The 24,934-nt window shown below is 61.3% G+C and carries 23 protein-coding genes and 1 other RNA gene; 20 read left to right on the plus strand and 4 right to left on the minus strand.

The window, feature by feature from the left end; translation table 11 throughout:
• Nucleotides 1–11 precede the first annotated feature (11 nt).
• Nucleotides 12–656 (plus strand): MBL fold metallo-hydrolase, encoded by a 645-nt coding sequence (locus tag HBR94_RS02045; RefSeq protein WP_115128977.1) that lies wholly within the window; start codon nucleotides 12–14, stop codon nucleotides 654–656.
• Between the two features lie 166 nt (nucleotides 657–822).
• A complete protein-coding gene (locus HBR94_RS02050) occupies nucleotides 823–1,584 on the plus strand; it encodes an OmpA family protein (protein ID WP_029297808.1) in 762 nt (253 codons plus the stop codon).
• Between the two features lie 68 nt (nucleotides 1,585–1,652).
• Here the strand turns inward: HBR94_RS02050 and HBR94_RS02055 are convergent, their stop codons facing one another.
• The 4 genes from HBR94_RS02055 to HBR94_RS02070 all read right to left on the minus strand — a co-directional run bounded on the left by HBR94_RS02055 (nucleotide 1,653) and on the right by HBR94_RS02070 (nucleotide 5,111).
• Nucleotides 1,653–2,234: a BON domain-containing protein gene (locus tag HBR94_RS02055; RefSeq protein ID WP_057958495.1), complete on the minus strand. Its 582-nt coding sequence runs from the start codon at nucleotides 2,232–2,234 to the stop codon at nucleotides 1,653–1,655.
• On the minus strand, nucleotides 2,231–2,824 hold the full coding sequence (locus tag HBR94_RS02060) for a phosphoheptose isomerase (RefSeq protein ID WP_057438165.1): 594 nt from the start codon (nucleotides 2,822–2,824) through the stop codon (nucleotides 2,231–2,233). The genes HBR94_RS02055 and HBR94_RS02060 overlap by 4 nt, the downstream gene beginning before the upstream one ends.
• Before the next feature lie 104 nt (nucleotides 2,825–2,928).
• The gene (locus HBR94_RS02065) at nucleotides 2,929–3,300 is read right to left on the minus strand and encodes a YraN family protein (RefSeq protein WP_170044064.1); all 372 of its coding nucleotides are present in this window, start codon (nucleotides 3,298–3,300) and stop codon (nucleotides 2,929–2,931) included.
• Complete coding sequence (locus HBR94_RS02070; RefSeq protein WP_170044065.1) at nucleotides 3,300–5,111, minus strand: penicillin-binding protein activator; 1,812 nt, start codon at nucleotides 5,109–5,111, stop codon at nucleotides 3,300–3,302. The genes HBR94_RS02065 and HBR94_RS02070 overlap by 1 nt, the downstream gene beginning before the upstream one ends.
• Before the next feature lie 219 nt (nucleotides 5,112–5,330).
• On the opposite strand from HBR94_RS02070, the gene rsmI reads away from it, so the two are divergent.
• From rsmI to lpxC, 18 genes are all read left to right on the plus strand, one after another.
• The gene (gene rsmI / locus HBR94_RS02075) at nucleotides 5,331–6,203 is read left to right on the plus strand and encodes a 16S rRNA (cytidine(1402)-2'-O)-methyltransferase (RefSeq protein ID WP_115128973.1); all 873 of its coding nucleotides are present in this window, start codon (nucleotides 5,331–5,333) and stop codon (nucleotides 6,201–6,203) included.
• 95 nt (nucleotides 6,204–6,298) lie between these two features.
• An RNA gene (gene rnpB / locus HBR94_RS02080) (RNase P RNA component class A) lies at nucleotides 6,299–6,652 on the plus strand.
• A 354-nt stretch (nucleotides 6,653–7,006) separates the two neighbouring features.
• Nucleotides 7,007–7,462: a division/cell wall cluster transcriptional repressor MraZ gene (mraZ, locus tag HBR94_RS02085; RefSeq protein ID WP_003171868.1), complete on the plus strand. Its 456-nt coding sequence runs from the start codon at nucleotides 7,007–7,009 to the stop codon at nucleotides 7,460–7,462.
• A 2-nt stretch (nucleotides 7,463–7,464) separates the two neighbouring features.
• Entirely contained in the window at nucleotides 7,465–8,406 is a 942-nt protein-coding gene (rsmH, locus tag HBR94_RS02090) for a 16S rRNA (cytosine(1402)-N(4))-methyltransferase RsmH (protein WP_092238453.1), read from the plus strand.
• A complete protein-coding gene (ftsL, locus tag HBR94_RS02095) occupies nucleotides 8,403–8,696 on the plus strand; it encodes a cell division protein FtsL (protein WP_057438173.1) in 294 nt (97 codons plus the stop codon). The genes rsmH and ftsL overlap by 4 nt, the downstream gene beginning before the upstream one ends.
• The gene (locus tag HBR94_RS02100; protein ID WP_169959848.1) at nucleotides 8,696–10,438 is read left to right on the plus strand and encodes a penicillin-binding protein 2; all 1,743 of its coding nucleotides are present in this window, start codon (nucleotides 8,696–8,698) and stop codon (nucleotides 10,436–10,438) included. Before ftsL ends, HBR94_RS02100 begins: the two co-directional genes overlap by 1 nt.
• Entirely contained in the window at nucleotides 10,438–11,901 is a 1,464-nt protein-coding gene (locus HBR94_RS02105) for a UDP-N-acetylmuramoyl-L-alanyl-D-glutamate--2,6-diaminopimelate ligase (RefSeq protein WP_169959748.1), read from the plus strand. The genes HBR94_RS02100 and HBR94_RS02105 overlap by 1 nt, the downstream gene beginning before the upstream one ends.
• Nucleotides 11,894–13,264: a UDP-N-acetylmuramoyl-tripeptide--D-alanyl-D-alanine ligase gene (murF, locus tag HBR94_RS02110; RefSeq protein ID WP_170044066.1), complete on the plus strand. Its 1,371-nt coding sequence runs from the start codon at nucleotides 11,894–11,896 to the stop codon at nucleotides 13,262–13,264. Before HBR94_RS02105 ends, murF begins: the two co-directional genes overlap by 8 nt.
• A complete protein-coding gene (gene mraY / locus HBR94_RS02115; RefSeq protein WP_029297824.1) occupies nucleotides 13,264–14,346 on the plus strand; it encodes a phospho-N-acetylmuramoyl-pentapeptide-transferase in 1,083 nt (360 codons plus the stop codon). Before murF ends, mraY begins: the two co-directional genes overlap by 1 nt.
• Before the next feature lie 6 nt (nucleotides 14,347–14,352).
• On the plus strand, nucleotides 14,353–15,699 hold the full coding sequence (gene murD / locus HBR94_RS02120) for a UDP-N-acetylmuramoyl-L-alanine--D-glutamate ligase (protein ID WP_169959746.1): 1,347 nt from the start codon (nucleotides 14,353–14,355) through the stop codon (nucleotides 15,697–15,699).
• 8 nt (nucleotides 15,700–15,707) lie between these two features.
• A complete protein-coding gene (gene ftsW, locus HBR94_RS02125) occupies nucleotides 15,708–16,919 on the plus strand; it encodes a putative lipid II flippase FtsW (protein WP_162493911.1) in 1,212 nt (403 codons plus the stop codon).
• Nucleotides 16,909–17,979, plus strand: coding sequence for an undecaprenyldiphospho-muramoylpentapeptide beta-N-acetylglucosaminyltransferase (gene murG / locus HBR94_RS02130; protein ID WP_169959745.1), 1,071 nt, complete (start codon nucleotides 16,909–16,911; stop codon nucleotides 17,977–17,979). Before ftsW ends, murG begins: the two co-directional genes overlap by 11 nt.
• A complete protein-coding gene (gene murC / locus HBR94_RS02135) occupies nucleotides 17,972–19,423 on the plus strand; it encodes a UDP-N-acetylmuramate--L-alanine ligase (RefSeq protein ID WP_115128968.1) in 1,452 nt (483 codons plus the stop codon). The genes murG and murC overlap by 8 nt, the downstream gene beginning before the upstream one ends.
• On the plus strand, nucleotides 19,420–20,403 hold the full coding sequence (locus HBR94_RS02140; RefSeq protein WP_057958506.1) for a D-alanine--D-alanine ligase: 984 nt from the start codon (nucleotides 19,420–19,422) through the stop codon (nucleotides 20,401–20,403). Before murC ends, HBR94_RS02140 begins: the two co-directional genes overlap by 4 nt.
• Nucleotides 20,404–20,407: 4 nt before the next feature.
• Nucleotides 20,408–21,274: a cell division protein FtsQ/DivIB gene (locus HBR94_RS02145; protein WP_115128967.1), complete on the plus strand. Its 867-nt coding sequence runs from the start codon at nucleotides 20,408–20,410 to the stop codon at nucleotides 21,272–21,274.
• 15 nt (nucleotides 21,275–21,289) lie between these two features.
• On the plus strand, nucleotides 21,290–22,549 hold the full coding sequence (gene ftsA / locus HBR94_RS02150) for a cell division protein FtsA (protein ID WP_029297837.1): 1,260 nt from the start codon (nucleotides 21,290–21,292) through the stop codon (nucleotides 22,547–22,549).
• A gap of 66 nt (nucleotides 22,550–22,615) precedes the next feature.
• Nucleotides 22,616–23,806 carry a cell division protein FtsZ gene (gene ftsZ, locus HBR94_RS02155; RefSeq protein ID WP_057444456.1) on the plus strand — a complete coding sequence of 397 codons (1,191 nt, stop codon included), beginning with the start codon at nucleotides 22,616–22,618 and terminating at the stop codon, nucleotides 23,804–23,806.
• A gap of 112 nt (nucleotides 23,807–23,918) precedes the next feature.
• Nucleotides 23,919–24,830, plus strand: coding sequence for a UDP-3-O-acyl-N-acetylglucosamine deacetylase (lpxC, locus tag HBR94_RS02160; RefSeq protein WP_029297841.1), 912 nt, complete (start codon nucleotides 23,919–23,921; stop codon nucleotides 24,828–24,830).
• Nucleotides 24,831–24,934: the final 104 nt, after the last annotated feature.

Here is a 24,934-nt window from a genome sequence, read left to right on the forward strand (position 1 = left end):
AGGGAGTCCTTATGCACGCCACAACCCCCCGACTGATCCGCGAAACCTTCCCCGTCGGCCCGTTGCAGTGCAACTGCACAATCATCGGCGACCCGGTCAGCAAGAAGGCCATCGTGGTCGATCCAGGTGGCAACCATGAGCTGATCCTGGCGCGGCTCGATGCGCTGGGCCTGAAGGTGGTGAGCATCATCCACACCCATGCGCACCTGGACCACTTCCTGGCTTCCGGCCAGTTGAAAGAGAAGACCGGCGCCACGCTGCACCTGCACAAGGAAGATCAGTTCCTGTGGGATAACCTGGAAATGCAGTGCCAGATGTTCGGTGTGCCCTACACCCCGGTGCCGTCACCGGATCGCTGGTTGGCCGATGATGAAGAGCTGGCCTGTGGCTGCGGGGTGGCCCTGCATACCCCTGGGCATACGCCGGGGTCGATGAGTTTCTGGTTTGCCGATGCCAAGTTGCTGATCGCCGGGGATACCTTGTTCCGGCGTGGGGTAGGGCGCACGGATTTGTGGGGTGGCGACCAGGCGACCATCGTGCGCTCGATCCAGCAGCGTCTGTACACCCTGGACGAAGAGGCGACCGTGGTGACAGGGCATGGCCCGGATACGCGCCTGGGGGATGAAATGCGCGAAAATCCGTTTGTCAGGGCCTGACAGGGCGAGGCTCTGCTAGGGTTGAGGTGAGCGTGCCGGTGTTTATCTTTTGTCACAGGTGCGCGGCGGAGCACGGAATTTTTGCCGTTTGTCGCGTTCCAAACTCGGCACAGGTCCATTGCCAATGTCCTCTGCATCACAGAATGCAAAAGTAGGAGCTTCCCTCATGTTCACTTCGCGTCGTCTGCTTGTTGTTGCTACCGCGGTAGCCCTATTGTCGGGCTGTGCTTCCCCTAACCCTTACGATGGCAGCCAGGGACAGGCGGACAACGGTTCACAAGGCATGAGCAAAACCGCCAAGTACGGCGGCCTCGGCGCGCTGGCGGGGGCCTTGGCCGGTGCAGCCATTGACCACAACAACCGTGGCAAGGGCGCGCTGATCGGCGCTGCCGTGGCCGGTATCGGCGCTGCCGGTTACGGCTATTACGCTGACCAGCAGGAAAAGAAACTGCGGGAAAGCATGGCCAACACCGGCGTCGAGGTGCAGCGCCAGGGTGACCAGATCAAGTTGATCATGCCGGGTAACATCACGTTTGCCACCAACTCCGATGCTATCGCCAGCAGCTTCTACACCCCCTTGAACAACCTGGCCGGGTCGCTCAAGCAGTTCAACCAGAACACCATCCAGATTGTCGGCTATACCGACAGCACCGGCAGCCGCCAGCTCAACATGGACCTGTCCCAGCGGCGTGCGCAAAGCGTGGCCAACTACCTGACCTCCCAAGGTGTGAGCCCGACCAACCTGACCACCCGTGGTGCCGGCCCGGATAACCCGATTGCCAGCAACGCTGATGTCAACGGTCGTGCGCAGAACCGTCGTGTCGAGGTTAACCTCGGCCCGATCCCGGGTCAGCAGTACGGCCAGCCTGCGCAGCAACAGCAGCAGAACAACCAGTTCCAGGGCAATCCGTACCAGCAGTACCAGTAACCGCCAGCCAATAAAAAGGGCGCCGTGCAGTCAATGCACGGCGCCCTTTTTTGTGGCTGGCGATTACATCAGTCGATGTATTCGAACAGCTTCACAATTTTCTGTACCCCGGACACACCCTGTACCAGGTTGGTGGCGCGGGTGGCTTCCTGCTGGGTCAGCAGGCCCATCAGGTAGACGATGCCGTTGTCAGTCACCACCTTGATCCGCGAGCCGGGGATCGCGCTGTCGGTGAGCATCTGCGCCTTGATCTTGGTGGTCAGCACAGCATCATTGCTGATTGCCAGCAGGGTGATGGGTTGTGCGACCTGCAATTCGTTATGGACTTTCTTGACCCGTTGCACGGTCGAAGCGGCTTGTTCGGCCTGGGTCTTGAGGTCGGCGCGCGGGGTTTGCCCGGCGAGGAGCACGATGCCGTTGAAGCTGGTCACGACGATGCGCGATGCGCCGTTGCCCAGGTCGGTGGCGGCCTTGGCGACGTTGACGCCGACCTTGGTCTCGATCAGCGAGTCATCGATCTTGCTGCCAAAGGTGCGCGTGCCGCGGTCGTCCTGGATAGGGGAGTCGCGGGTCGCGGTGATGGCCGAGGTGCAGCCGCTGATAGCGAGGCACAGCGTGATGGCCATAAGGCTGAGGCGGTTAACGGTCATTCTTCACTCCCGAACAGTTGGCTGTCGATCAGATCGCACAGGCAGTGGATCGTCAGCAGATGGACTTCCTGAATACGTGCAGTGACATGGGCCGGGACGCGGATCTCCACGTCTTCGGGCAGCAGCAGTGAGGCCATGCCGCCACCGTCGCGCCCGGTCAATGCTACGACAATCATTTCGCGATCATGTGCGGCCTGGATCGCTTGAATAATGTTTGCCGAGTTGCCGCTGGTGGAAATCGCCAGCAGCACATCGCCCGGTTGGCCGAGGGCACGGATTTGTTTGGAAAAGATTTCGTTGTAGCTGTAGTCGTTGGCGATCGAGGTAATCGTCGACGAATCGGTGGTCAAGGCGATAGCCGGCAGGCTCGGCCGCTCGCGCTCAAAGCGGTTGAGCAGCTCGGAGGAAAAGTGCTGGGCGTCGCCGGCCGAACCGCCGTTGCCGCACGAAAGCATTTTGCCTTCGTTGAGCAGGGCGTTGACCATGACCTGGCTGGCTTGCTCGATGTGCGGTGCAAGTACGTCCATCGCCTGTTGCTTGGTATCGATACTGGCCTGGAAAAGCTGGCGAATTCGGGATTGCATGTCCATCTGTGTGACCTTAAGTAGCGCGGCTGTATGGCACACGAATGTGCAGCCCGCAAAGCAAAGAGCAAAAGTGTGCGGTGAAGATGTCCGATCTGTGCCGGTGGCGCTCAGCCGTCGAAGGCGTTGCGCAGCCAGTTCAGACCAGCGGTTCCGTGGGGGCTGCTTTCTACGGCAACCACATCGAAACGGCAGGGGGAGTCGGCCCAGCGATGTTCACTGAGCAGGAAAAACTGCGCGGCGAGTATCAGCTTTTGACGTTTGCGCTCGTCGATACTGGCGAGCGCACCACCCCATTGTGCGTATTTTCTGTAGCGGACTTCGACAAATACTACTGTATCGCCGTCAAGCATGACCAGATCAAGCTCGCCGCGTTTACACAACCAGTTCTGCGCCAGCAGGCGCAGACCTTGTCGCTGCAAGTGTTCAAGTGCTTGTTGTTCGGCATCCTTGCCGGTTTCTACGCTGGAGCGTGGGGGCATCAGCGCGGGGTATCGGGCAAGCGTTCGATCTGACCACTGACAAACTTGGCCCACGGCATCTGGCGTTCGATCCGTTGGCTCGGGCTCATGCCCAGGTTGCCGGAAAGGCCGTCGATGCGCGTGTCGGGCAGCGCCTTGAGTTGACCCAGGCGTGGCGCCAGGCGGTAGGCGTCCACACCCATCGCATAGAGGCGGCCCAAGCTGCCATTGGCTTGTGGCCATTGTGTAGCAACCTGATTGCGCAGCGGGTCGGTGGTGTTGAGCAGCCACGGCGTTTCGCAGAACATAATGCCGTTCATGTCGTTGTACTGGTTCTTGTCGCCACTGGCACTGAACACGTGGGAAGTGGCATATACCGGCACATCGCCCGCGTATTGGAAGTTCAGCGTCGGCTTGATCTGTTGAGCCTGCTGCGGCGTCACGGCGAGGAAGATGAACTCGATATCCTGGCGACGCGATGGCTGTGCCGCGATGTCAGTGCCGACTGTGCTTTGCAGGCTCTTGGCGCGGCCTTCGCTCTGGCGCAGCTTGAACAGATCGGCGATCTGCTGGGCCAGGGCCACAGGCTGGTCGACATGTTCGACACCGATCAGGGTGCCGCCGTTGGCTTCCCAGTCCTGGCGGAAGGCCTTGAGTACACGGTCGCCCCACTCGCCTTTCGGCACCATGGCGGCTGCGCGGTGCAGGCCGTCGGCGCGGGCACGGCGCGACACTTCACGGGCTTCGTCCTCGGCAGCCAGGCCGAACTGGAACAGTTGCGCAGGGGCTTGGTCGCCCTCGCTGTAGTTCAGGGCCAGGGTGGTGATGGGCAGTTGCGGGCGGGCGCTGAGTTGTTTGACCAGCGGCTTTTCCAGCGGGCCGATCACCAGTTGCACGCCATCAGCCTGGGCTTTTTTGTAGAACTCATCGATGGAGCTGACGCGCGAGCTGTCATAGAACTCGATGACAGGTGGCTTCTGCCCGGCCTGTTGCGCCTGGTAGTGCGCGGCCATGAAGCCTTCGCGCAGGGCCTTGGCTACGCTGGCCAGCGGGCCTTGCTGCGGCAACAGCAGGGCGATTTTATTCAGCGGTTGGCTGGCCAGTTCCTTGAGCTTGGTCAGCGGCGTCGGCAGTTGCCCCGCAGCCGGGTGCGCAGGGTTCTGCACGCGCCAGGTATCGATGGCGGCTTGCTGCTGCTCCAGGGTGCCGGCGTTTTTCACGGCCTGGGCCAGGCTGATCCAGCCGTCGAGGACCGGATTGCCGCTGGCCTGCAACTGCTCGCCAGGTACGGCGGCAATCAGGCTCCAGATGGCTTCGTGGTTGCTGGCGGCAGCATCGCCTGTCAGCAACGGAGCCATGGCCACGCGTTCGCGGGCGGCGGCCAGGGTCTGACCGTCGGCTTCATAGGCGCGGGCATGCACGCTGCCAGTGCGGATTTGTTGTTCCGGCGGCAACTCCTTGAGGTTTTGCAAGCTCGGATGGCTCAGCGCGGTCAACGCAGCCTTGGGCTGGTTGCGGCCCATGGCCAGTTCTGCCGTCAAGGTGCTGGCAAAGACCTGGGCGGCCGGCTTGAGGCTGTCCAGCGGCACTTGCGCGAGGATCTGCGCGGAGCGCCCAGGATTGTTCTGGTGGAAGGCCATGTCCGCCGCGCTCAGGCGCAGCAGTGCAGCTTTTTCTGGAGTCTTGGCCGAAGTCGCCTGTTCGAGCAGTTGCTCGATGGTGGCATCCGGGGTCCGTGGGAGTTCGCCAAGGCTTGACGAGGGCGAGCTTGCGCAAGCCGCCAACAGGGCAGCCAGGCAAAGGGCAGAGAACAGCCGCAGGCAAGCGATCATGTAAGTGTTCCTGATACCGATCAAATTAGCGTGGAATTGTACCCAAGCACTGGCCCGGGCGCGATGTTAGTGGCGTGAAACCGTCTATTTAGATCGTTTAAATGTTGCAGGGCGTCAGTAACCGCCGCAAACAGACCCGATGGACACGACCCCCTTGGCGCATTTTCTTGACGTCTACGCGCTACAATATGGCTTTTGCCAATCTTTGAGGTGTGCGCTTTGACTGCTCCAGGTCCTTTGAATTCCACTGCTGGCTCGCTTTTTGTGGTGGCGACGCCCATTGGCAACCTGGACGACATCAGCGCGCGGGCGCTGAAAGTGTTGCGCGAAGCCAAGTTGATTGCGGCGGAAGACACCCGGCACTCGCTGCGCCTGATGCAGCACTTTGGTATCACCACGCCCCTGGCGGCCTGTCATGAGCATAATGAGCGTGACGAGGGCAGTCGTTTTATTACCCGTCTGCTTGCGGGCGATGACGTGGCGTTGATTTCCGATGCCGGTACGCCATTGATCTCCGACCCCGGTTACCACCTGGTCCGTCAGGCGCGGGCGGCGGGCATCAATGTAGTTCCGGTTCCCGGGGCGTGTGCGTTGATTGCCGCCTTGTCGGCGGCGGGCTTGCCGTCCGACCGCTTTATCTTCGAAGGTTTCCTGCCGGCCAAGGCCGTGGGGCGCCGGGCGCGCCTGGAACTGTTAAAGGAAGAGCCGCGCACCCTGATTTTCTACGAGGCGCCGCACCGTATCCTCGAGTGCCTGCAAGATATGGAGCTGGTTTTCGGTGGCGAACGTCTGGCCTTGCTGGCACGGGAGCTGACCAAGACTTTTGAAACCCTCAAGGGCCTGCCGCTGGAAGAGCTGCGCGCGTTTGTCGAGGGTGACAGCAATCAGCAGCGTGGCGAATGCGTCGTGCTGGTCGCGGGCTGGGCCGCGCCAGAGACTGAAGATGCCGTGGGCAGCGAAGCCATGCGCGTGCTGGACCTGCTGCTCAAGGAAATGCCACTCAAGCGAGCCGCAGCCCTGGCCGCCGAAATCACCGGTGTGCGCAAGAACGTGCTGTATCAGGCCGCGCTTGATAAGCAAAAGAGCGAATAGTTCCAGGGTTTAACGTGCACGGCGTCGGAACGTGATGGCAATGCTGTCTTTTAATACTTGTTCTAAGGCCGCCGTGCCGTTAACCTTCGCGGCGGAGAGTCGATTGGACAGTCGCTGCCCTCTATGAAAATTAGGGGGGGGAGGAAAGTCCGGGCTCCATAGGGCGAAGTGCCAGGTAATGCCTGGGGGGCGTGAGCCTACGGAAAGTGCCACAGAAAATAACCGCCTAAGCACTTCGGTGCCGGTAAGGGTGAAAAGGTGCGGTAAGAGCGCACCGCGCGACTGGCAACAGTTCGTGGCTAGGTAAACCCCACTTGGAGCAAGACCAAATAGGGTTCCAAGGCGTGGCCCGCGCTGGAACCGGGTAGGTTGCTAAAGATGTCCAGTGATGGCCATCGTAGACGAATGACTGTTCAAGACAGAACCCGGCTTATAGATCGACTCTCCACCTTTTTCCTTCTGCACGAGTCTCGGGCAGAAACCAGGTAGTAACGCAAGAATCCCTCCCTGCCAAATCATTGGCAGATGCGTCTTCGTAATACCGAAAAAATCTTACTCTTAATAAATTACTTTAAGTTCAAGCTCTAGCTCTTTGAGCTATTTGCGTTTGTTGAGTCAAAAACATCGCCGAACTCTCGTTTCTCCTCCTTTTACGCTCCTAAATCTCCGTTCTGTAAGGCTTTTCCTTTAATCCGCGCCTTGACGGTGTGGTGGGCGCATTCCTATAGTGTGCGCAAGTGGCGGAAAGTGGCACAAAGTGGGTTTTTTGAACGTAAAACGCTAAAATTTGGAGAAACGCACCTGTGTTTCGCGGAGCTAACGCTATCAGTCTCGATGCAAAAGGCCGTCTCGCCATGCCGAGCCGGTATCGTGACGAGCTCATTTCGCGAAGTTCCGGGCAGTTAATCATCACGATTGATGCCGTTGATCCTTGTTTGTGCGTTTACCCCCTCGATGAGTGGGAGTTGATTGAAACCAAGTTGCGCGCTCTGCCTTCGTTGCGTGAAGAAAACCGCCGTTTGCAACGCCTGCTGATTGGTAATGCCGTCGACCTCGAACTCGATGGCAGTGGTCGTTTCCTGGTTCCACCGCGTCTGCGCGAATACGCCAAGCTTGATAAGCGCGCGATGCTGGTAGGCCAACTGAACAAGTTCCAATTGTGGGACGAAGATGCCTGGGATGCTGTGTCTGCAGCTGACCTGGCTGCTATTCAACAACCGGGCGCCATGCCTGATGAACTGCGTGATTTGATCCTGTGACTATTGATAGCGGCTTTAACCACATCACCGTGCTGCTTGACGAAGCCGTCGAGGCTCTCGCCGTGCGCCCTGATGGCTGCTATCTGGATGGCACGTTCGGGCGCGGCGGGCATAGCCGTTTGATCCTCAGCCAGCTCGGCCCGGAGGGCAAACTCCTCGGATTCGACAAGGATCCCCAGGCGATTGCCACCGGGCAAGCGCTAGCGGCCGAAGACGGCCGCTTTGTCGTTGTGCAGCGCAGCTTTGCCGAGCTGGGCGCGGAAGTCGCCGAGCGGGGCATGGCGGGCAAGGTGGCCGGGGTTTTGCTGGACCTGGGCGTGTCGTCGCCGCAGTTGGACGACCCTGAGCGCGGTTTCAGTTTCATGAATGATGGTCCGCTGGACATGCGCATGGACCCGAGCCGTGGCATCAGCGCCGCGCAGTTCATCGCCACCGCGCCCCACGAAGAAATCACCCGCGTATTCAAGGAATACGGCGAAGAGCGTTTCGCCGGCCGCATGGCCCGTGCCGTGGTCGAGCGCCGGGAAATCCAGCCGTTCGAGCGCACCGCCGACCTGGCCGAAGTACTGAAAGTCGCCAACCCGGCATGGGAAAAGGGCAAGAACCCGGCGACCCGTGCATTCCAGGGCCTGCGCATTCACGTTAACAACGAACTGGGCGACCTGGAGGCTGGCCTTGAGGCTGCCCTGGAGTCCCTGGAAGTGGGCGGTCGCCTGGTGGTGATCAGCTTCCACTCCCTGGAAGATCGCATCGTCAAATTGTTCATGCGTCGCCTGGTCAAGGGCGAAACCGACAACCTGCCGCGCAACCTGCCGGTACGTTTCGAAGCCTTTGTGCCGAAAATCAAAATTCATGGCAAAGCGCAGTTCGCTTCCGAAGCCGAACTCAAGGCCAACCCACGTGCTCGCAGCGCCGTCATGCGTGTTGCGGAGAAGTTGCGGTGAGCAAGCTTTTCGCCAAGCCCCTGCCGGGCGGCAGCTTCTTTATGATGCTGCTGTACGTCGGCGTACTGGTGTCTGCAATTGCGGTGTCCTACAGCGCCCACTGGAACCGTCAACTGCTCAATAGCCTGTACGGCGAATTGAGTGTGCGCGACAAGGCCCAGGCGGAGTGGGGCCGGCTGATTCTTGAACAAAGCACCTGGACGGCCCATAGCCGCATCGAAGTGCTGGCCTCCGAACAGCTGAAGATGCACATTCCTGGCGCGGCGGAAGTCCGCATGGTGGCGCCATGATGAAACTCGAAGGCGCACTCTACCCGTGGCGCTTCCGCGTCGTGCTGGGCTTGCTCGCGTTGATGGTGGGCGCGATTGCCTGGCGCATCGTCGACCTGCAAGTGGTGGATCGCGACTTCCTGATCGGCCAGGGCGATGCCCGCAGCCTGCGTCATATCCCGATTCCTGCGCACCGCGGGCTGATCACCGACCGTAACGGTGAACCCCTGGCTGTCAGTACCCCGGTGACCACGCTGTGGGCCAACGCCAAGGAACTGCAAGCGGTCAAGGACAAATGGACCGAGCTGGCCCACGCCCTCGGCCAGGATCCCAAGGCCCTTAAAGAGCGTCTTGAAGCCCAGGCCAACAAAGAATTCATCTATCTGGTTCGCGGCCTGACCCCGGAACAGGGCCAAGGCGTGCTCGACCTGAAAATCCCCGGTGTCTACGGCATCGAGGAATTCCGGCGTTTCTACCCGGCCGGCGAGACCACTGCCCACATGGTCGGCTTCACCGACATTGATGACCATGGCCGCGAAGGGGTGGAACTGGCCTACGACGAGTGGCTGGCCGGGGTTCCCGGCAAGCGGCAGGTCATCAAGGATCGGCGCGGCAGACTGATCAAGGATGTCCAAGTCACCAAAAACGCCAAGGCCGGTAAGCCCTTGGCGTTGTCGATTGACTTGCGCCTGCAGTACCTGGCCAACCGCGAGCTGCGCAACGCGATCATCGAGAACGGCGCAAAAGCCGGCAGCCTGGTGATCATGGACGTGAAGACCGGCGAGATCCTCGCCATGGTCAACCAGCCGACCTACAACCCGAACAACCGTCGCAACCTGCAACCGGCGATGATGCGCAACCGCGCGATGATCGACGTGTTCGAGCCGGGTTCGACCATGAAAGCCATCTCCATGAGTGCGGCCCTGGAATCCGGGCGCTGGAAGCCGACCGACAAAGTCGAGGTCTATCCGGGCACCCTGCAACTGGGCAAGTACACCATTCGCGACGTGTCCCGCAGCGAAGGCCCGGTGCTGGACCTGACCGGCATCCTGATCAACTCCAGTAACGTCGGCATGAGTAAAGTCGCCTTCGATATCGGCGGCGAAAACATCTACCACCTGGCGCAGAGGATCGGCCTGGGCCAGCCTACCGGCCTGGACTTCCCGGGCGAGCGCGTCGGCAACCTGCCCAACTACCGTGAGTGGCGCAAGGCCGAGACCGCGACCCTGTCCTATGGCTATGGCCTGTCGGTGACCGCGATCCAGCTGGCCCACGCCTTTTCCGTGCTGGCCAACAATGGCCGCATGACGCCGTTGAGCCTGATCCACCTGGACGAAGCGCCGAAATCCGAACAGGTCATCCCGGAAAACGTCGCCAAGACCATGCAGACCATGCTGCAACAAGTGATCGAGGCACCACGCGGCGTGTTCCGTGCCCAGGTCCCGGCCTATCACGTGGCCGGCAAGTCCGGTACCGCACGGAAGACGTCGGTGGGCACCAAAGGCTATGCCGAAAACTCCTACCGCTCGCTGTTCGCTGGCTTCGGCCCGATGAGCGATCCGCGTTACGCCATCGTCGTGGTCATTGATGAACCGAGCAAGGCCGGCTACTTCGGTGGCCTGGTCTCGGCACCCGTATTCAGCAAAGTCATGTCCGGCACCCTGCGTTTGATGAACATCACGCCGGACAACCTGCCGCCGACCCAACAAGCCAACGCCGGACCACCGGCCGCTGCTGTAAAAGCCAATGGAGGGCGCGGCTGATGTCTCTTAGCCTGAACAAGATTTTCGCCCACGCTGGCCGCGATCTGTTGATTCGCGAACTGAGTCTGGACAGCCGTAACGTACGTGCTGGCGACCTGTTCCTGGCTGTGCCAGGCGGCAAGTTCGACGGTCGTGCCCATATCGCCGACGCCCTGCAGCGCGGCGCGGCGGCGGTGGCCTACGAAGTCGAAGGTGCCACTGTATTACCGATTACCGATGTGCCGTTGATTCCGGTCAAGGGCCTGGCGGCGCAGTTGTCGGATATCGCCGGGCGTTTTTATGGCGACCCGAGCCGCCAGCTCAACCTGATTGGCGTCACCGGCACCAACGGCAAGACCAGTGTCACCCAGTTGGTGGCCCAGGCGCTGGACCTGCTGGGCCAGCACTGCGGCATCGTTGGCACCCTGGGCACCGGTTTCTATGGCGCGCTGCAAAGCGGCCTGCATACCACGCCGAACCCGATTGCCGTGCAGGCGACCCTGGCCGACTTGAAAAAGGCCGGGGCCAAGGCCGTGGCCATGGAAGTGTCGTCCCATGGCCTGGATCAGGGCCGGGTCACCGCCCTGGCATTCGACGTGGCAGTGATGACCAACCTGTCCCGTGACCACCTGGACTACCACGGCAGCATGGAGGCGTATGCCGCCGCCAAGGCCAAGCTGTTCGGCTGGACCGATCTGAAGTGCCGCGTCGTGAACCTCGATGATGCATTCGGGCGCCAACTGGCCGCAGAAAAAAGCGAAGCACGCCTGATCAGCTACAGCCTGGAAGACTCCAGCGCCTACCTGTATTGCCGCGAAGCCCAGTTCAATGACGAAGGTGTACTCGCGACGCTGGTCACGCCCCAGGGCGAGCACCACTTGCGCAGTGCCTTGCTCGGTCGCTTTAACCTGAGCAACGTCCTCGCGGCCATCGGCGCCTTGCTGGGCCTGGATTACGCCCTGGACGAAATCCTGCGTGTATTGCCCAGGCTTGAAGGCCCGGCCGGGCGTATGCAGCGCCTGGGTGGCGGGACGCAGCCGCTGGTGGTGGTCGATTATGCCCACACCCCGGATGCCCTGGAAAAAGTTCTCGAAGCCCTGCGCCCTCACGCCAAGGGCAAGTTGCTGTGCCTGTTCGGCTGCGGCGGCGACCGCGATCGCGGCAAACGCCCGCTGATGGCCGAGATCGTCGAGCGCCTGGCCGATGGTGTACTGGTGACTGACGACAACCCGCGTAGCGAAGCGCCAAGCCAGATTTTCGATGATATCCGCGCAGGCTTCCAGGACGCCTCTCGGGTGAGCTTCGTCGCCGGTCGCGGCGCAGCCATTGCCCAATTGATCGCCAGCGCCAGCGCTGACGATGTGGTGGTTCTGGCCGGTAAAGGCCATGAGGACTACCAGGAAATCAACGGCGAACGCCATGCCTTCTCCGATCTGGTCGAGGCCGATCGCGCCTTGACCGCGTGGGAGGTGGCCCATGCTTAAGGCCATGCAGTTCAGCGAACTGACCCAGGCCTTGTCGGCCCGTGTGTTGTCGAGCGATTGCAGCTTCGACGGCGTCAGTATCGACAGTCGCAACATCAAGCCGGGGCAACTGTTTGTCGCCCTGGCCGGCCCGCGCTTCGACGGGCATGACTATTTGAATGAGGTGGCCGCCAAAGGCGCGGTCGGTGCCTTGGTGCAGCGTGAAGTCACTGACTCGACACTGCCGCAGTTGCTGGTGGCCGACACCCGTCTGGCCCTGGGTCAATTGGGCGCGCTGAACCGCGCGGCGTTCACCAATCCGGTGGCGGCGATCACCGGCTCCAGTGGCAAAACCACGGTCAAGGAACTGCTTGCCGGTATCCTGCGCACGCGCGGGCCAGTGCTGGCGACCCGTGGCAACCTGAACAACGATTTCGGCGCACCGCTGACCCTGCTTGAACTGGCGCCGGAACACACCGCCGCCGTGATCGAGCTGGGCGCGTCGCGCATTGGCGAAATTGCCTACACCGTGGCCATGACCCGGCCGCACGTCGCCATTATCAATAACGCGGGCACTGCCCACGTTGGCGAGTTTGGTGGCCCCGAGAAGATCGTCCAGGCCAAGGGTGAAATCCTTGAGGGGCTGGACGCTTCCGGTACCTCAGTCCTGAACCTCGATGACAAGGCCTTCGAAACCTGGCGTGTACGTGCCGCCGGGCGCAAGGTCTTGAGCTTCGCCGTGCACAACGCCGCGGCGGACTTCCATGCCTCGAACATCACGCTCGATGCCCGTGGCTGCCCGGCTTTCACCCTGCACAGTCCGCAAGGTGATGAGCACGTGCAACTGAACCTGCTGGGCAACCACAACGTTGCCAACGCCCTGGCCGCCGCCGCCGCTGCCTACGCCCTGGGCGTGTCGCTGTTCGGCATTGCCACCGGCCTGGGCGCAGTGCAACCGGTCAAGGGTCGCACCGTGGCGCAACTGGCGAGCAACGGTATGCGCGTGATTGATGACACTTACAACGCCAACCAATCCTCGATCTGCGCGGCCATTGACCTGCTCAAAGGCTTTGACGGTCGCAAGGTGCTGGTGCTGGGTGATATCGCCGAACTGGGCGACTGGGCCGAACAGTCCCACCGCGAAGTGGGTGCCTACGCCAGTGGCAAAGTCGACGCCTTCTATGCCGTCGGCCCGAACATGGCCCACGCCGCCGCCGCGTTTGGTTTGGGCGCGCGGCACTTCGCGAGCCAGGCCGAGTTGATCCAGGCGCTGGGCGTAGCCGAACAAGACAAACACACAACCATTTTGATCAAGGGATCGCGCAGCGCGGTGATGGAAAACGTCGTCGCGGCCTTGTGTGGCTCAAGTACGGAGAAACATTAATGCTGCTGCTGCTGGCTGAGTATCTGCAACAGTTCCACAAAGGCTTCGCGGTCTTTCAGTACCTGACCCTGCGCGGGATCCTGGGTGTGCTGACCGCGCTGTGTTTGTCGCTGTTTCTGGGGCCATGGATGATCCGTACTCTGCAAAACCTGCAGATCGGCCAGTCCGTGCGCAATGACGGCCCGCAGTCGCACTTGTCCAAGTCCGGCACACCGACCATGGGCGGCGCGTTGATCCTGTCGTCCATCGGCATCAGCACCTTGCTCTGGGCCGACCTGGCCAACCGCTATGTCTGGGTGGTGTTGCTGGTGACCCTGCTGTTCGGCGCCATCGGCTGGGTCGATGACTACCGCAAGGTAATCGAGAAGAATTCCAAGGGGCTGCCAAGCCGCTGGAAGTACTTCTGGCAATCAGTGTTCGGCCTGGGCGCGGCGATCTTCCTTTATATGACTGCGCCGAGCGCGGTGGAAACCACGCTGATTTTCCCGATGCTCAAGGATGCCAGCATCCCGTTGGGCATTGGCTTCGTGGTGTTGACCTATTTCGTGATTGTCGGCTCCAGCAACGCGGTCAACCTGACCGATGGCCTCGACGGCCTGGCGATCATGCCGACGGTGATGGTGGGCGGCGCCCTGGGCATCTTCTGCTACCTGTCGGGTAACGTGAAATTCGCTGAATACCTGCTGATCCCGTATGTACCGGGCGCGGGTGAATTGATTGTGTTCTGCGGCGCGCTGATCGGTGCCGGACTGGGCTTCCTGTGGTTCAACACCTATCCGGCCCAAGTGTTCATGGGCGACGTCGGCGCCCTGGCGCTGGGCGCGGCCCTGGGCACCATTGCCGTGATCGTGCGCCAGGAAATCGTCCTGTTCATCATGGGCGGCGTGTTCGTGATGGAGACCCTGTCGGTGGTGATCCAGGTTGCGTCCTTCAAGTTGACCGGTCGCCGCGTGTTTCGCATGGCGCCGATTCATCACCACTTTGAACTCAAGGGCTGGCCGGAGCCACGGGTGATTGTCCGTTTCTGGATCATCACCGTGATTCTTGTGCTGGTTGGCCTTGCCACCCTGAAACTGAGGTAGAAACGAGTGTCCCTGATCGCTTCAGACCACTTCCGCATCGTTGTCGGCCTCGGCAAGAGCGGCATGTCCCTGGTTCGCTTCCTGGCGAACCGGGGCAAGTCGTTTGCCGTGGCCGATACGCGGGAAAATCCACCGGAGCTGGTCACGCTGCGCCGTGACTACCCGCACGTGGAAGTGCGTTGTGGCGAGTTGGATGTCGAGTTTCTGTGCCGTGCCGACGAGCTCTATGTGAGCCCCGGCCTGGCCCTGGCGACTCCGGCCCTGCAAGCGGCGGCGGCGCGTGGCGTGAAGTTGTCCGGCGATATCGAGCTGTTTGCGCGTAACGCCAAGGCGCCCATCGTTGCGATCAGCGGTTCCAACGCCAAGAGCACCGTCACCACCCTGGTCGGCGAAATGGCGGCTGCGGCCGGCAAGCGCGTGGCCGTGGGCGGTAACCTCGGTACGCCGGCGCTGGATTTGCTCAGCGACGATATCGAGCTGTATGTCATGGAGCTGTCGAGCTTCCAGCTGGAGACCACCGATCAACTCGGCGCTGAAGTGGCCACTGTGTTGAACGTCAGCGAAGACCATATGGACCGCTACAGCGGCCTGCCGGCTTATCACCTGGCCAAGCACCGGATCTTCCGTGGTGCGCGGCAAGTGGTGGTCAATCGCCAGGATGCCCTGAGCCGTCCGCTGATGGGTGAGGGCCTGCCATGCTGGACCTTCGGCCTGAGCAAACCCGATTTCAAGGCCTTTGGTATCCGTGAAGAGAATGGCGAGAAATACCTGGCCTTCGAATTCCAGAACCTGATGCCGGTTCGTGAACTGAAAATCCGTGGCGCCCACAACCAGTCCAATGCCCTGGCGGCCCTGGCGTTGGGGCATGCGGTCGGCTTGCCGTTCGACGCGATGCTGTCGAGCCTGCGCACCTTTGCCGGCCTGGAGCACCGCTGCCAGTGGGTGCGCGACCTGGATGGCGTGAGCTACTACAACGATTCCAAGGCCACCAATGTCGGCGCCGCGCTGGCCGCCATCGAAGGCCTGGGAGCCGATATCGACGGCAAACTCCTGCTGATCGCCGGTGGCGATGGCAAGGGTGCCGACTTCAAGGACCTCAAGGGCCCGGTGGCTGCTCATTGCCGTGCCGTGGTGCTGATGGGCCGTGACAGCGACTTGATCGCCGCCGCCCTGGGCAACGCGGTGCCGCAAGTGCGTGCCACCTCCCTGGACGATGCCATCGCTCAATGCCGCGCCCTGGCCCAGCCCGGCGATGCCGTGCTGCTGTCGCCGGCGTGCGCCAGTTTCGACATGTTCAAGAACTACGAAGAGCGCGGCCAGTTGTTCGCCCGTGCCGTGGAGGGCTTGGCATGAGTCTGGACCTGAAGAACATTATCAAGCCGTACCCGTCGCCGATCATTACCGGGCGCGGGATCGACCTCGACTTCCCGATGCTCGCCGGTTGCCTGGCGCTGCTGGGCCTGGGCCTGGTGATGATCACCTCGGCCTCCTCGGAAGTGGCTGCCGTACAGTCGGGTAACACCCTGTACCACATGATCCGCCACCTGATTTACCTGGTGATCGGCCTCGGTGCGTGCATCGTCACTATGATGATTCCTATCGCCACCTGGCAGCGCCTGGGTTGGCTGATGCTGCTCGGTGCCTTCGGCCTGCTGGTGATGGTAATCGTCCCCGGCATCGGCCGTGAGGTGAACGGTTCGATGCGCTGGATTGGCTTCGGTGCTTTCAACGTGCAGCCTTCGGAGATCGCCAAGGTGTTCGTGGTGATTTACCTCGCGGGCTACCTGGTGCGTCGTCAGAAAGAAGTGCGGGAAAGTTGGATGGGCTTCTTCAAGCCATTCATCGTGCTGCTGCCCATGGCCGGTCTGTTGCTGATGGAGCCGGACTTCGGCGCCACCGTGGTGATGATGGGCGCCGCCGCTGCGATGCTGTTCCTCGGCGGGGTGGGCTTGTTCCGCTTTGCCCTGATGGTTGGGCTCGCCGTGGCGGCCGTGACGATCCTGGTGCAGGCGCAACCCTATCGGATGGCGCGCCTGATCACCTTTACCGACCCCTGGTCCGACCAGTTCGGCTCCGGCTACCAACTGACCCAGGCGCTGATCGCCTTCGGTCGCGGCGAGTGGCTGGGCGTGGGCCTGGGCAACAGCGTGCAGAAGCAGTTCTACCTGCCGGAAGCCCATACCGACTTCGTGTTCTCGGTACTCGCCGAAGAGCTGGGCGTGGTCGGCTCCCTGGCCACCGTCGGGCTGTTCGTGTTCGTCTGCGTGCGGGCCATGTACATCGGCTTGTGGGCCGAAAAAGCCAAACAATTCTTTGCCGCCTATGTGGCTTACGGCCTGGCCTTCCTGTGGATCGGCCAGTTCCTGATCAACATCGGTGTGAACGTCGGCCTGCTGCCGACCAAGGGCCTGACCCTGCCGTTCCTCAGTTATGGCGGCAGCTCGTTGGTGATCTGCTGTGCCTGTCTCGGCTTGTTGCTGCGTATCGAGTGGGAGAGTCGAACCCATTTGGGCAGCGAAGAGATGGAATTCAGCGAGAGCGATTTTGCCGAGGAGCCGACCCATGGGCGCTAACGTGCTGATCATGGCGGGCGGCACCGGCGGCCACGTGTTCCCGGCGCTGGCCTGTGCCCGTGAGTTCCAGGCCCGCGGCTACACCGTGCATTGGCTGGGTACGCCCCGTGGCATCGAAAATGAATTGGTTCCGGCGGCCGGCTTGCCCCTGCACCTGATCAACGTCAGCGGCCTGCGCGGCAAAAGCAAATTGTCCCTGCTCAAGGCGCCGTTCGTGTTGCTAAAGGCGGTGTGGCAGGCGCGCAAGGTTATCCGTGAGTTGAAGCCGGTGTGTGTGCTGGGCTTTGGTGGCTATGTCACCGGTCCTGGCGGTGTGGCCGCGCGATTGGCCGGTGTGCCGGTGATCGTCCACGAGCAAAACGCTGTGGCCGGTACTGCCAACCGCCTGTTGGCGCCATTGGCGGCGCGGGTCTGCGAGGCATTCCCGAATACGTTTGCAGCCATGGACAAGCGCCGCACCACCGGTAACCCGGTGCGTACCGAACTGTTTATGGACATTGCCCGTCAGGCCCTGACCGGGCGCAAGGCGCACCTGCTGATCCTCGGCGGAAGCCTGGGCGCCGAACCGCTGAACAAGCTGCTGCCGGAGGCGCTGGCGCAACTGCCTGTGGAACTGCGTCCCGAGATTTTCCATCAGGCAGGCAAGAACCACGATGAAGTGACTGCCGCCCGCTATCGCGAGGCCGGTGTCGAGGCGACTGTAGAGCCTTTTATCAAAGACATGGCCCATGCCTATGGCTGGGCCGACCTGGTGGTCTGTCGCGCAGGTGCGTTGACCGTCAGTGAACTGGCTGCTGCCGGTCTGCCGTCCTTGCTGGTGCCTTTGCCCCATGCGATCGACGATCACCAGACCCGCAACGCCGAATATTTGGCCGGGGAGGGCGCTGCCTTCCTGCTGCCGCAAAGAACGACTGGCGCCGCCGATCTGGCCGCATGCCTGACTGAGGTTTTGATGCAACCCGAACGACTGAACAGCATGGCGAGCACCGCAAGCCGCCTGGCCAAACCCGACGCCACCCGTAGCGTGGTCGATATCTGCCTGGAGGTGGCCCATGGTTGAGAATCAAAAAGCCATGCCGCAACCGGAAATGCGCCGCATCCGTCGCATCCACTTCGTCGGTATCGGCGGCGTGGGCATGTGCGGGATCGCCGAAGTGTTGCTGAACCTGGGTTACCAGGTCTCCGGCTCCGACCTCAAGACCTCGCCGGTCACCGAGCGCCTGGAATCGTTTGGCGCGCAAATCTTTATCGGTCACCGTGCCGAGAACGCCGCGCAGGCCGATGTACTGGTGGTCTCCAGTGCCGTGAACACCTCCAACCCGGAAGTGGCCACCGCCCTTGAGCGCCGTATTCCCGTGGTGCCCCGCGCCGAGATGCTGGCCGAGCTGATGCGTTACCGCCATGGCATCGCCGTCGCCGGTACCCACGGCAAGACCACCACCACCAGCCTGATCGCCTCGGTATTTGCCGCCGGCGGCCTGGACCCGACCTTCGTGATCGGTGGCCGGCTGAATGCAGCAGGTACCAATGCACAACTGGGTACCAGCCGTTATCTGATTGCCGAAGCCGATGAAAGCGATGCCAGCTTCCTGCACCTGCAGCCGCTGGTGGCCGTGGTCACCAACATCGACGCCGACCATATGGCGACCTACGACGGCGACTTCAACAAGTTGAAGAAAACCTTCGTCGAGTTCCTGCATAACCTGCCGTTCTACGGTTTGGCTGTGGTGTGCCTGGACGATCCGGTAGTGCGCGAAATCCTGCCGCTGGTCAAGCGTCCGACCGTGACCTATGGCTTCAGCGAAGACGCCGACGTGCGTGCGATCAATGTACGTCAGCAAGGCATGCAGACCTTCTTTACCGTGTTGCGCCCTGATCGCGAGCCGCTGGACGTCTCGGTGAACATGCCGGGCAACCACAATGTGCTCAATTCCCTGGCGACCATCTGCATCGCCACCGATGAGGGCGTCAGCGATGAAGCCATCGTCGAAGGCCTGTCGGGTTTTGCCGGTGTGGGCCGGCGCTTCCAGGTCTACGGCCACCTGCCGGTAGACGGCGGCGACGTGATGCTGGTGGATGACTACGGTCACCACCCGACCGAAGTCGCGGCCGTGATCAAGGCCGTGCGTGGTGGCTGGCCGGAGCGTCGCCTGGTGATGGTCTACCAGCCGCACCGCTACAGCCGCACCCGTGACCTGTACGACGATTTCGTAAATGTATTGGCCGATGCCAACGTGCTGCTGTTGATGGAAGTCTACCCGGCCGGTGAAGAACCGATCCCCGGCGCCGACAGCCGCAAGCTGTGCAACAGCATCCGTCAGCGCGGGCAACTGGACCCGATCTATATCGAGCGTGGTGTGGACCTGGCGCCGATCGTCAAGCCGCTGCTGCGTGCCGGCGACATCCTGCTGTGCCAGGGTGCCGGTGATATCGGCGGCCTTGCCCCTAAATTGCTCGCGAGCCCGCTGTTTGCTGCCGCGCCTGCCCAGGGGAAGTCGAAATGACCACCAACTACGGCTCCCTGTTCTCCACCATCGCGCCTGCCGACTTCGGCCGCGTGGCGGTACTGTTCGGCGGCAAGAGCGCTGAGCGCGAAGTGTCGCTCAAGTCCGGCAATGCTGTGCTCCAAGCGCTGCAAAGTGCCGGTGTGAACGCCTTTGGTATCGACGTGGGCGATGACTTCCTCGCTCGCCTGCAGGCCGAGAAGATCGACCGCGCCTTCATCATTCTTCACGGCCGTGGCGGTGAAGACGGCAGCATGCAGGGCCTGCTGGAGTGCGCCGGGATCCCTTACACCGGCAGCGGCATCCTTGCCTCGGCACTGGCCATGGACAAGTTGCGCACCAAGCAGGTGTGGCACAGCCTGGGCATTCCGACGCCGCGTCACAGCGTTTTGTGCAGCGAAGACGATTGTATTTCTGCGGCCAAGGAACTGGGCCTGCCTTTGATCGTCAAACCAGCCCATGAAGGCTCCAGTATCGGCATGGCCAAAGTGAACTCGGCCGCCGAATTGATCGACGCATGGAAAGCGGCAAGTACCTACGATTCGCAAGTGTTGGTGGAACAGTGGATCTCCGGTCCCGAATTCACCATCGCGACCCTCCGTGACCAGGTATTGCCGCCTATCGCGCTGGGCACCCCCCATACCTTTTACGACTACGACGCCAAGTACCTGGCCTCCGATACCCAGTACCGGATCCCATGCGGCCTCGATGCAACCAAAGAGCAGGAATTGATGGACCTCACGGCGAAAGCCTGTGAGGCGTTGGGTATCGCCGGTTGGGCGCGGGCAGACGTGATGCAGGATGACCAGGGGAACTTCTGGTTCCTTGAAGTCAACACCGCACCGGGCATGACCGACCACAGCCTGGTGCCCATGGCTGCACGCGCAGCCGGCCTGGACTTCCAGCAGTTGGTGCTGGCGATCCTGGCCGCCAGTTATGTGGCCGGTAATGTGGCCGGTAATGAAGAGGCACGAGGTTAAGACCATGCAAGGCGCATCGCTTCGCCATCAGCCACCCGCTCCCGGCCGCAAGCCGGTGCCGCGTGGTGCCAGTCGAATGGTGGCTAAAGAGCCGATGTCGGCGCGCCTGCCGAAAGCCAACTTTGGTTTTCTCAAGGCCCTGTTCTGGCCGGTGCTGTTGGTGGCGTTGGGCTTTGGCACCTATGAAGGTGCGCAGCGCCTGTTGCCGTATGCCGACCGCCCGATCACCAAGATCAGCGTGCAGGGCGACTTGAGCTACATCAGCCAGCAAGCGGTGCAGCAGCGGATCGCGCCTTTTGTCGCGGCGAGCTTCTTCACCATCGACCTGGCAGGCATGCGTGCCGAACTGGAGCAGATGCCGTGGATTGCCCACGCCGAAGTACGGCGCGTGTGGCCGGATCAAGTGACGATCCGCCTGGAAGAACAACTGCCCGTGGCCCGTTGGGGTGACGAAGCGCTGTTGAACAACCAGGGCCAGGCATTCAACCCGCGTGAGCTGGCCAACTACGAGCATTTGCCGCAGTTGTTCGGGCCGCAACGGGCGCAACAACAAGTGATGCAGCAGTACCAGGCGTTGAGCCAGATGCTGCGGCCACTGGGCTTCTCCATTGCGCGCCTGGAATTGCGCGAGCGGGGCAGCTGGTTCCTGACCACCGGGGCAGGCAGTTCCGGCCCGGGCATCGAGTTGTTGCTGGGACGCGACCACTTGGTGGAGAAGATGCGCCGCTTTATCGCCATCTACGACAAAACCCTGAAAGAACAGATTACGAACATCGCGAGCATCGACCTGCGTTACGCCAACGGCCTGGCCGTTAGCTGGCGCGAACCGGCTGCGCCCACGGCAGCGCAACCCGCTGTCGCGAAGAATTAAGAAGAGGCAGGACCCATGGCAAACGTGCAAAGCGGCAAAATGATCGTCGGTCTCGATATCGGCACCTCCAAGGTGGTGGCGCTGGTAGGCGAGGTCGCGGACGACGGCACGCTGGAAATCGTCGGAATCGGCACGCATCCGTCCCGGGGCCTGAAGAAGGGCGTGGTGGTCAACATCGAATCCACCGTGCAGTCGATCCAGCGCGCTATCGAAGAAGCGCAACTGATGGCGGGCTGCCGGATTCACTCGGCATTCGTCGGCGTGGCGGGCAATCACATCCGCAGCCTGAACTCCCACGGCATCGTGGCGATCCGCGACCGTGAAGTCAGCTCGGCCGACCTTGAGCGCGTCCTCGACGCTGCCCAGGCCGTGGCGATCCCGGCTGACCAGCGTGTGCTGCACACCCTGCCGCAGGACTACGTGATTGATAACCAGGAAGGCGTACGTGAGCCCCTGGGCATGTCGGGCGTCCGCCTGGAAGCCAAGGTCCACGTGGTGACCTGCGCCGTGAATGCCGCACAGAACATTGAAAAATGCGTGCGTCGTTGCGGCCTGGAAATCGACGACATCATTCTTGAGCAGTTGGCCTCGGCCTACTCGGTCCTGACCGACGACGAAAAAGAACTGGGCGTATGCCTGGTGGACATCGGCGGCGGCACCACCGATATCGCGATCTTTACCGAAGGTGCGATCCGTCACACCGCGGTGATCCCGATTGCCGGCGACCAGGTGACCAACGACATTGCAATGGCCCTGCGGACACCGACCCAGTACGCCGAAGAAATCAAGATCCGCTACGCCTGCGCCCTGGCCAAGCTGGCCGGTGCCGGCGAGACCATCAAGGTACCGAGCGTGGGCGACCGTCCACCGCGTGAACTGTCGCGTCAGGCCCTGGCCGAAGTGGTCGAGCCGCGCTACGACGAACTGTTCACCCTGATCCAGGCTGAACTGCGTCGCAGCGGCTACGAAGATTTGATCCCGGCCGGCATCGTGCTGACCGGTGGCACCTCGAAGATGGAAGGCGCGGTCGAACTGGCCGAGGAAATCTTCCACATGCCGGTCCGCCTGGGCGTGCCCCATGGCGTCAAGGGCCTGGGCGACGTGGTGCGCAACCCGATTTATTCCACCGGTGTGGGCTTGCTGTTGTACGGCCTGCAAAAGCAGACCGACGGCATTTCCCTGTCGGGCATTGGCAGCCGCGAAAGCTATAGCAGTGACGAGCCCAAAGCGCCGTTGCTGGAGCGCCTGCAGGCTTGGGTGAAAGGCAATTTCTAAAGATTTACCGCAACACCGTTTCAAAGTAGTAGGCGAAAAAACTAGAGAAATGAAAGGAGAGGGAAAATGTTCGAACTCGTAGACAACATCCCCGCAAGCCCGGTTATTAAAGTAATCGGTGTCGGCGGTGGCGGCGGCAACGCTGTCAATCATATGGTCAAGAGCAACATTGAAGGCGTTGAATTCATCTGCGCCAACACTGATGCCCAGGCGCTGAAGAGCATCGGCGCGCGGACCATCCTGCAATTGGGCACAGCCGTGACCAAGGGCCTGGGCGCTGGCGCCAATCCGGAAGTCGGCCGTCAAGCCGCCCTGGAAGACCGCGAGCGTATTGCCGAAGTGCTGCAAGGCACCAACATGGTGTTCATCACCACTGGCATGGGCGGCGGTACCGGTACCGGTGCGGCGCCAATCATTGCTGAAGTAGCCAAGGAAATGGGGATCCTGACGGTCGCTGTCGTGACCCGTCCGTTCCCGTTCGAAGGCCGCAAGCGCATGCAGATCGCCGACGAAGGTATCCGTCTGCTGTCTGAAAGCGTTGACTCGTTGATCACCATCCCCAACGAGAAACTGCTGACCATCCTCGGTAAAGACGCCAGCCTGCTGTCGGCTTTCGCCAAGGCCGATGACGTACTGGCCGGTGCCGTTCGCGGTATCTCCGACATCATCAAGCGTCCGGGCATGATCAACGTCGACTTTGCCGACGTACGCACGGTCATGAGCGAAATGGGCATGGCAATGATGGGCACTGGCTGCGCCAGCGGTCCTAACCGTGCACGTGAAGCGACCGAAGCGGCCATCCGCAACCCGTTGCTCGAAGACGTGAACCTGCAAGGTGCACGCGGCATCCTGGTGAACATCACCGCCGGTCCTGACCTGTCCCTGGGTGAGTACTCCGACGTGGGTAGCATCATCGAAGCCTTCGCTTCCGAGCACGCGATGGTCAAGGTCGGTACCGTTATCGATCCAGATATGCGCGACGAGCTGCATGTGACCGTGGTTGCCACGGGTCTGGGCGCTAAAATCGAGAAACCGGTGAAGGTTATCGACAATACCGTGCACACCAGCCAGGCCTCGGCCGCCGCTCCAGCACCTGCTCGTCAGGAACTGCCGTCGGTGAACTACCGTGATCTGGATCGTCCGACCGTGATGCGCAACCAGGCCCAGGCTGGTGCTGCGGCGTCCCGTAGCCCGAATCCGCAAGATGATCTGGACTATCTGGACATCCCGGCTTTCCTGCGTCGTCAGGCCGATTAATGGAATGTATCAGGGCTATGAAGGTGATTGGTGTTCAGCAAAGGTCTGGTCTGCTATTATCGCCAGCCTTTGTTGATACCAGTTCGCAATTTGCGCTGAAGCGGTCCAAGCCATGATTAAACAACGCACCCTGAAGAATATTATCCGTGCCACAGGTGTAGGTCTGCACTCCGGGGAGAAGGTATACCTGACTCTCAAGCCCGCACCTGTCGACACCGGCATCGTGTTTGTTCGTGCCGACCTGGACCCTGTGGTGCAGATTCCTGCTCGCGCGGAAAACGTTGGCGAAACCACCATGTCGACCACATTGGTCAACGGTGACGTCAAAGTGGACACGGTGGAGCACTTGCTCTCGGCCATGGCTGGCCTGGGCATCGATAACGCCTACGTCGAGCTCTCCGCGTCTGAAGTCCCGATCATGGATGGTAGCGCTGGACCTTTCGTATTCCTGATTCAATCTGCCGGCCTGGAAGAACAGGACGCAGCCAAGAAGTTCATTCGCATTCTGCGGGAAGTGACAGTAGAAGACGGCGACAAGCGCGCCACCTTCGTCCCGTTCGAAGGCTTTAAAGTGAGCTTTGAGATCGATTTCGATCACCCGGTATTCCGTGACCGCACCCAAAGTGCAAGCGTGGATTTTTCCAGCACTTCGTTCGTAAAAGAAGTCAGCCGCGCCCGTACCTTTGGTTTCATGAGTGACATCGAGTACCTGCGCAAGCACAACCTCGCACTCGGCGGCAGCGTTGAAAACGCCATCGTGGTCGACGCGGATGGTGTACTGAACGAAGACGGCCTTCGCTATGAAGACGAATTCGTGAAGCACAAGATCCTCGATGCAATTGGTGACCTCTACCTGCTGGGCAATAGCCTGATAGGCGAGTTCAAAGGCTTCAAGTCGGGCCATGCACTGAACAACCAGCTCCTGCGCAAGTTGATTGAGCAGAAAGATGCTTGGGAAGTCGTGACCTTCGAAGATGCCAGCACCGCACCGATCTCTTACATGCGTCCCGTTGCGGCGGTGTAAGTAACAACTCTCTTTCTTTAGTTTTTAAAGGCTGCCTTCGGGTGGCCTTTTTTTATGGCGGCGGTTTGTGGCTCCGCCAATGTTCAATCAAGGCGCGAGGCAGA

The sequence above is a fragment of the Pseudomonas sp. WS 5412 genome (assembly GCF_012985615.1).
Classification (GTDB): domain Bacteria; phylum Pseudomonadota; class Gammaproteobacteria; order Pseudomonadales; family Pseudomonadaceae; genus Aquipseudomonas; species Aquipseudomonas shahriarae.

What these genes read in the sequence shown, in the direction of transcription:
- HBR94_RS02045 (WP_115128977.1), top strand. Translation starts at nt 12, where the DNA reads ATGCACGCCACAACCCCCCGACTGATCCGCGAAACCTTCCCCGTCGGC.
- HBR94_RS02050 (WP_029297808.1), top strand. Translation starts at nt 823, where the DNA reads ATGTTCACTTCGCGTCGTCTGCTTGTTGTTGCTACCGCGGTAGCCCTA.
- HBR94_RS02055 (WP_057958495.1), bottom strand. Translation starts at nt 2,234, where the DNA reads ATGACCGTTAACCGCCTCAGCCTTATGGCCATCACGCTGTGCCTCGCT.
- HBR94_RS02060 (WP_057438165.1), bottom strand. Translation starts at nt 2,824, where the DNA reads ATGGACATGCAATCCCGAATTCGCCAGCTTTTCCAGGCCAGTATCGAT.
- HBR94_RS02065 (WP_170044064.1), bottom strand. Translation starts at nt 3,300, where the DNA reads ATGCCCCCACGCTCCAGCGTAGAAACCGGCAAGGATGCCGAACAACAA.
- HBR94_RS02070 (WP_170044065.1), bottom strand. Translation starts at nt 5,111, where the DNA reads ATGATCGCTTGCCTGCGGCTGTTCTCTGCCCTTTGCCTGGCTGCCCTG.
- HBR94_RS02100 (WP_169959848.1), top strand. Translation starts at nt 8,696, where the DNA reads ATGAAACTCGAAGGCGCACTCTACCCGTGGCGCTTCCGCGTCGTGCTG.
- HBR94_RS02105 (WP_169959748.1), top strand. Translation starts at nt 10,438, where the DNA reads ATGTCTCTTAGCCTGAACAAGATTTTCGCCCACGCTGGCCGCGATCTG.
- murF (WP_170044066.1), top strand. Translation starts at nt 11,894, where the DNA reads ATGCTTAAGGCCATGCAGTTCAGCGAACTGACCCAGGCCTTGTCGGCC.
- mraY (WP_029297824.1), top strand. Translation starts at nt 13,264, where the DNA reads ATGCTGCTGCTGCTGGCTGAGTATCTGCAACAGTTCCACAAAGGCTTC.
- murG (WP_169959745.1), top strand. Translation starts at nt 16,909, where the DNA reads ATGGGCGCTAACGTGCTGATCATGGCGGGCGGCACCGGCGGCCACGTG.
- murC (WP_115128968.1), top strand. Translation starts at nt 17,972, where the DNA reads ATGGTTGAGAATCAAAAAGCCATGCCGCAACCGGAAATGCGCCGCATC.
- HBR94_RS02140 (WP_057958506.1), top strand. Translation starts at nt 19,420, where the DNA reads ATGACCACCAACTACGGCTCCCTGTTCTCCACCATCGCGCCTGCCGAC.
- HBR94_RS02145 (WP_115128967.1), top strand. Translation starts at nt 20,408, where the DNA reads ATGCAAGGCGCATCGCTTCGCCATCAGCCACCCGCTCCCGGCCGCAAG.
- ftsA (WP_029297837.1), top strand. Translation starts at nt 21,290, where the DNA reads ATGGCAAACGTGCAAAGCGGCAAAATGATCGTCGGTCTCGATATCGGC.
- ftsZ (WP_057444456.1), top strand. Translation starts at nt 22,616, where the DNA reads ATGTTCGAACTCGTAGACAACATCCCCGCAAGCCCGGTTATTAAAGTA.
- lpxC (WP_029297841.1), top strand. Translation starts at nt 23,919, where the DNA reads ATGATTAAACAACGCACCCTGAAGAATATTATCCGTGCCACAGGTGTA.